This window comes from Pseudomonas cichorii, from assembly GCF_019719005.1.
Classification (GTDB): domain Bacteria; phylum Pseudomonadota; class Gammaproteobacteria; order Pseudomonadales; family Pseudomonadaceae; genus Aquipseudomonas; species Aquipseudomonas cichorii_E.
Window position 1 is genome coordinate 18,980 of the sequence record NZ_JAIGPJ010000052.1, and the last position, 5,456, is coordinate 24,435.

General features: G+C 61.5%; 5 protein-coding genes. 2 read left to right on the forward strand and 3 right to left on the reverse strand.

Annotated elements, in window-relative coordinates:
• Positions 1–123 precede the first annotated feature (123 nt).
• The 3 genes from K5D32_RS24495 to K5D32_RS24505 all read right to left on the reverse strand — a co-directional run bounded on the left by K5D32_RS24495 (position 124) and on the right by K5D32_RS24505 (position 2,128).
• Complete coding sequence (locus tag K5D32_RS24495; RefSeq protein ID WP_221602132.1) at positions 124–1,089, reverse strand: L,D-transpeptidase family protein; 966 nt, start codon at positions 1,087–1,089, stop codon at positions 124–126.
• 95 nt (positions 1,090–1,184) lie between these two features.
• Positions 1,185–1,466, reverse strand: a complete 282-nt coding sequence (locus K5D32_RS24500) for a hypothetical protein (RefSeq protein WP_122321855.1) — start codon at positions 1,464–1,466, stop codon at positions 1,185–1,187.
• Positions 1,467–1,522: 56 nt separating this feature from the next.
• Positions 1,523–2,128 (reverse strand): arylesterase, encoded by a 606-nt coding sequence (locus K5D32_RS24505; RefSeq protein WP_221594744.1) that lies wholly within the window; start codon positions 2,126–2,128, stop codon positions 1,523–1,525.
• 10 nt (positions 2,129–2,138) lie between these two features.
• On the opposite strand from K5D32_RS24505, the gene K5D32_RS24510 reads away from it, so the two are divergent.
• Complete coding sequence (locus K5D32_RS24510; RefSeq protein ID WP_122317868.1) at positions 2,139–2,822, forward strand: ABC transporter ATP-binding protein; 684 nt, start codon at positions 2,139–2,141, stop codon at positions 2,820–2,822.
• On the forward strand, positions 2,822–5,329 hold the full coding sequence (locus tag K5D32_RS24515; RefSeq protein ID WP_221575938.1) for an ABC transporter permease: 2,508 nt from the start codon (positions 2,822–2,824) through the stop codon (positions 5,327–5,329). The genes K5D32_RS24510 and K5D32_RS24515 overlap by 1 nt, the downstream gene beginning before the upstream one ends.
• Positions 5,330–5,456 lie beyond the last annotated feature (127 nt).

Consider the following 5,456-nt stretch of genomic DNA (forward strand, 5'->3'; position numbering starts at 1 on the left):
TAATATCCTCCGGGTTTTGTGGAGAAGGCTGCCCCGTTCGCAGGGGTCTCCCTTTTTTATTGCCTGCAATTCAGTATGCAGGCCCTGACCAGCCCGCTCAGGCTGGCCAGGACTCAAGACAGCTTATTGAAAGATCACCGGAGCCTCGCCAGCCGCTGGCGCAGTGCCCGGAACCGCGATTTCCACCGGCATGCCATCCTCGGCAGCCACCACATCACGCACCAGATCCCAGTTCATGCGCAGGTTGTTGGCCAGATCCTCACGCTTGAGCAAGGCATTGATGACGCCAGTGTGCTTGTCGACCACCGACGGATTGCCCTGATCGTCCAGCGGGGTATGCGCTTCCAGATACACCTTGCCGCCGCTGATACCGAATTTGTACGGCTCACTGATGATGCGCACGGTTGTGCCCACCGGCGCCATGTCAGCCAGCTCCAGCACGTTGTTGTTGTACATGCGGAAGCAGCCATGGCTGGTGCGCATGCCGATGCCGAACTTCTTGTTCGAGCCATGGATCAGGTAGCCCGACATGCCCAGTCCGAACTTGAACGGACCCAGCGGGTTGTCGGGACCGGCCGGAACGACGCTTGGCAGGATATCGCCATCAGCCGCGTGCTCGGCGCGGATCGACGCTGGCGGTGTCCAGGTGGGGTTCGGGGTCTTGGCGATCACCTTGGTCACACCAATCGGCGAACCCCAGCCTTCGCGGCCAACACCCAGTGGATAGGTGTGTACCACGTTCTGGCCCTTGGGGTAGTAGTACATCCGGTATTCAGCCAGATTGATGACGATACCTTCACGCGGACCCGGCGGCAGAATGAAACGGGTCGGCAATACGATATCGGTACCGGCACCCGGCAACCACGGATCGACGCCCGGGTTGGCCGCGATCATCTCCAGATAGCCCAGATCGTACTTGGTGCCGATATCGGCAAAGGTATCTTCGTAACGGGCCTTGATCACCTGAACCTGCCCGATGATGTCCTCTCCAGGCGCAGGCAATGGAAACTCCAGTGCATTGACAGAGCAGGCCATAAAAAGAGCGGCAAGCGACAGACAGCGGGTAACGGCTGGAATGCGCGACAACATCCGGGAAAATCCTTCGGCTAAACGGCGAATGGGGAAATTGATGAAGTGTACACCGGCGCTTACAGAACCGGGAGACAGGCTCTGAAGAGAGACAGCTAGAGTTCGGGCCAGATCGGGTGCATGCCGCGCCGCTGAGCGTCGAGAATGGCCTTGCACAGCGGACACAACCGCTCATCGATCAAGGCTTGCTGCTCGACCCCCGACCAGCGTGGCTGCGCCGGGAGTAAAGTGCCGCACAAGGTACGATCAATCGAGCCACCCAGCTCCAGTTGACGCGCGATCAGATGCACCCTGACTTCCTGGCACGCGAACAGATCGAGCTGCTCATCGGGCTCGATCATTTGATAGGCATATAGGGACCAGGCGGGACGCGGCATGGGGGGCTCCAGATAGGGGGCGCCACATTAGCCGAAAGCCACCGCCCAGAAAAGCCTCAAAGCAGCGGTTTCAGGCTTGGCCAGACATTTTCCAGCAACTTGCCCTGAGCGCTCGGTGCCGGGTGCAGACCATCGGCTTGCATCAACCCCGGAACTCCCGCCACACCCTCAAGAAAAAAGGGCATCAGAGGGACTTTTTTCTCTTCGGCAAGGGTGCTGTAGACGTCCTCGAAAGCCTTGGTGTAGCGCGGGCCATAGTTAGGCGGAATCCGCATACCCAATAAAAGCACCTTGGCACCGGCTTCGCGAGAGCGATCTATCATCGATGCAAGATTTTGTTGCAATTGTGCTGGCAGTTGCCCGCGCAACCCGTCATTGCCCCCCAATTCGAGAATAACCAGCTCGGGCTTATGCTCTGCAAGCAGCGTGGGCAGCCGCGCCAGGCCTCCGGCACTGGTGTCGCCGCTGATGGACGCATTGACGACTTTATCGGTGTATCCCTCGTTGCGCATGCGCTGCTCGAGCAGGCTGACCCAGCCGACACGGGTATCCATGCCGAAAGCCGCGCTGATACTATCTCCAACGATCAATACCGTGCCCGCCACTGCCCCTTGTGACAGCAGCAATAACCCCAGGCCAGCACTTAAAAACCACGCACGCATCGGATTCTCCATGAGTGAAAGTATTCTCAGTGCCCAAAGCCTCAGCAAAGTGGTCCCCAGCACCGAAGGTGACCTGACTATCCTGCACGAACTCTCTCTGGAACTAAACAAGGGAGATACGCTGGCCATCGTGGGTTCCTCCGGTTCCGGCAAATCCACCCTGCTGGGTCTGCTGGCCGGGCTCGACCTGCCGAGCGCAGGTGCAGTGACCCTTTCGGGCCGCAACCTGAGCCAGCTGGATGAAGACCAGCGCGCCAGGGTTCGCGCCGAACACGTCGGTTTTGTCTTCCAGTCGTTCCAGTTGCTCGACAGCCTCAATGCCCTGGAAAACGTCATGCTGCCCATGGAGCTTGAAGGCCGCAAGGACGCCCGGGAAAAGGCCCGCAGCCTGCTGGAGCGTGTAGGACTGGGCAAACGCCTGACCCATACGCCGCGCCAGTTGTCCGGTGGCGAGCAGCAACGGGTTGCGATTGCCCGCGCCTTTGCCGCCGATCCGGATGTGCTGTTTGCCGACGAACCGACCGGCAACCTGGACAGCCACACCGGCGAGCGCATCAGCGACCTGTTGTTCGAGTTGAACAAGGAGCGCAATACGACGCTGGTGCTGGTCACCCATGACGAGCGTCTGGCCCATCGCTGCCGACGCCTGATCCGTCTTGAAGGTGGGCGACTGGTCGCCCCTCTGGAGCCTTGATGGCACGCCTGCCCTTTATGCGTCTGCTCAGCCTTGCCGCCCGCCAACTGCTGCGCGATGCCCGCGCCGGCGAGTTGCGGGTGTTGTTCTTCGCGCTGCTGGTCGCTGTCGCCGCCAGTACCGCCATCGGTTACTTCGGCGCACGCCTCAATGGCGCCATGATGCTGCGGGCTACCGAGTTTCTCGGCGCCGATCTGATTCTGGAAGGCTCAAGCCCTGCCCGGCCCGAACAGATAGAAGCCGGTGAAAAGCTCAAGCTCGACCACGCGAAAATCGTGCTGTTCTCAAGCGTGATCGCCACTGACAGCGGCATTCAGCTCTCCAGCATCAAGGCGGTGGATGACGTCTATCCGCTGCGAGGCGACCTGAAAAGCGCACCCGACCTTTATCAGCCCGAGCAGATCGGCAACGGCCCCGAGCCTGGAGAAGCCTGGGCTGAAGCGCGATTGCTGCCTGCCGTGGACCTTAAGATCGGTGACAACATCGATGTCGGCTCCAAGACCCTCAAGCTGACCCGCATCCTCACCTACGAGCCAGATCGCGCCGGCAACTTCTATAGCCTGACGCCACGGGTGATGATTAACCTGCAAGACCTTGCTGCAACCGGTGTCGTGCAGCCGGGCAGCCGGGTCGAGTACCGGGAAATGTGGAGCGGTCCGCCTGAAGTGCTCGCGGCCTATCGCAAAGCCATAGAACCCGGCCTTGAGCCTCATCAGGAAATCAAGGACGCACGGGACGGCAGCCAGCAGATCGGTGGCGCACTGGGCAAGGCCGAGCGTTATCTGAATATGGCGAGTCTGGTGGCCGTGCTGCTGGCCGGTGTCGCGGTCGCCCTCTCGGCCTCGCGCTTCGCCGCCCGACGTTTCGACTCCAGTGCCCTGTTGCGCTGCCTGGGCTTGTCCCGTAGCGAAACCATGACCCTGTTCAGCCTGCAACTGGCAATCATCGGCCTGTTGGCCAGTATCAGCGGTGCCTTGCTGGGCTGGCTGGCACAACTGGGTCTGTTTGCCCTGCTGCAAAACCTCTTGCCGACCACCGTGCCTGCTGGCGGCCTGCTGCCTGCCTTCGCCGGGATAGGTACCGGTCTGGTTGCACTGGCCGGTTTCGCGCTGCCGCCACTGGCTGCCCTGGGCCGCGTGCCGCCATTGCGCGTACTGCGCCGGGACATGCTGCCGATTCCGGCCAGCTCCTGGCTGGTCTACGGCGCTGCCTTGCTGGCACTGGGTCTGATCATGTGGCGTCTGAGCCTGGATCTGGTCCTGACCTTCGCCCTGCTGGGTGGCGGCATCGTGGCCGCACTGGTGCTGGGCAGCCTGTTGCTGCTGGCTCTCAAGAGCCTGCGCCGTCTGCTGTCCGGTGCTTCCCTGCCATGGCGGCTGGGATTGGGCCAGCTGTTGCGCTATCCATTGGCCGCCGCCGGTCAGTCGCTGGCGTTCGGGTTGATCCTGCTGTCCATGGGCCTCATCGCCCTGCTGCGCGGCGAACTGCTCGACACCTGGCAGAACCAGTTGCCCAAGGACGCACCGAACTATTTCGTGCTCAACGTGCTGCCATCGGAGAAAGAAAACTTCGCCCAGACCCTGAGTCGCCTGTCGACCCACTCCGCCCCGCTCTACCCTGTGGTGCCGGGCCGTCTGGTAAATATCAACGGCGAACCGGTCGGCAACTTCGTGACCAAGGACTCACGCGGCGAAAACGCAACCCGCCGCGACCTGAGCCTGACCTGGGCAGCCGACCTGCCCGAAGGCAACAGGCTGACAGCCGGTAACTGGTGGGCACCTGCCACCGCTGCCGACGCCAAGCCTGGAGTCTCGGTGGAAGCCAAGCTGGCAGACAGCCTGGGGATCAAGCTGGGAGACAATCTGAGCTTCATCGTTGGCGGCCTGACTCGCGAAGCGGTGGTCACCAGCCTGCGGGACGTGAACTGGGATACCTTCCAGCCCAACTTCTTCATGATCTTCCAGCCCGGCACGCTGACCGACCTGCCGACCACTTACCTGACCAGCTTCTATCTGCCGCCCGGCCAGGACAAGCAGATCGTCGAGCTTTCCCGTGCCTACCCGGCCATCAGCATCCTGGGCGTGGAAGCCCTGCTGGCTCAGGTGCGCAGCATCCTGGATCAAGTGACCCTGGCCGTGCAGTTCGTACTGCTGTTCGTGCTGGCAGCGGGTATTGCCGTGCTGTTTTCGGGGTTGCAGGCGACACTGGACGAGCGGATCCGCCAGGGTGCCCTGCTGCGTGCCCTGGGTGCGGAACGCAAGTTGCTGATCAAGTCGCGCCGGATAGAGTTCGGTCTGCTGGGTGCGGCCAGTGGTTTACTGGCTGCACTGGGTTGTGAGCTGGTCAGTCTGGTGCTGTACCGCTACGCCTTCGATCTGGCCTGGCAACCACATCCATGGCTGTTGCTGCTGCCACTGATCGGTGCCCTGCTGGTGGGCGGTGCCGGAGTGTTCGGCACAAGGCGCGCCTTGAATGCCAGCCCGTTGGCGGTGTTGCGCGAGGGTTAATGCCCTTCGCGACTGAAGTCGCTCACAGATTGTGTAGGAGCAACTGTCTTCAGTGCTTTTTTTCTCGATTGATTATTTTAGGGCGTCATAAACCCCGCCCTGTCGAGCAAGTCGGTGTCTTTCTGGT

Bases quoted from the DNA above. Each gene is read 5' to 3' on its own strand.
- K5D32_RS24510 (WP_122317868.1), top strand. From the start codon at position 2,139: ATGAGTGAAAGTATTCTCAGTGCCCAAAGCCTCAGCAAAGTGGTCCCC.
- K5D32_RS24515 (WP_221575938.1), top strand. From the start codon at position 2,822: ATGGCACGCCTGCCCTTTATGCGTCTGCTCAGCCTTGCCGCCCGCCAA.
- K5D32_RS24495 (WP_221602132.1), bottom strand. From the start codon at position 1,089: ATGTTGTCGCGCATTCCAGCCGTTACCCGCTGTCTGTCGCTTGCCGCT.
- K5D32_RS24505 (WP_221594744.1), bottom strand. From the start codon at position 2,128: ATGCGTGCGTGGTTTTTAAGTGCTGGCCTGGGGTTATTGCTGCTGTCA.
- K5D32_RS24500 (WP_122321855.1), bottom strand. From the start codon at position 1,466: ATGCCGCGTCCCGCCTGGTCCCTATATGCCTATCAAATGATCGAGCCC.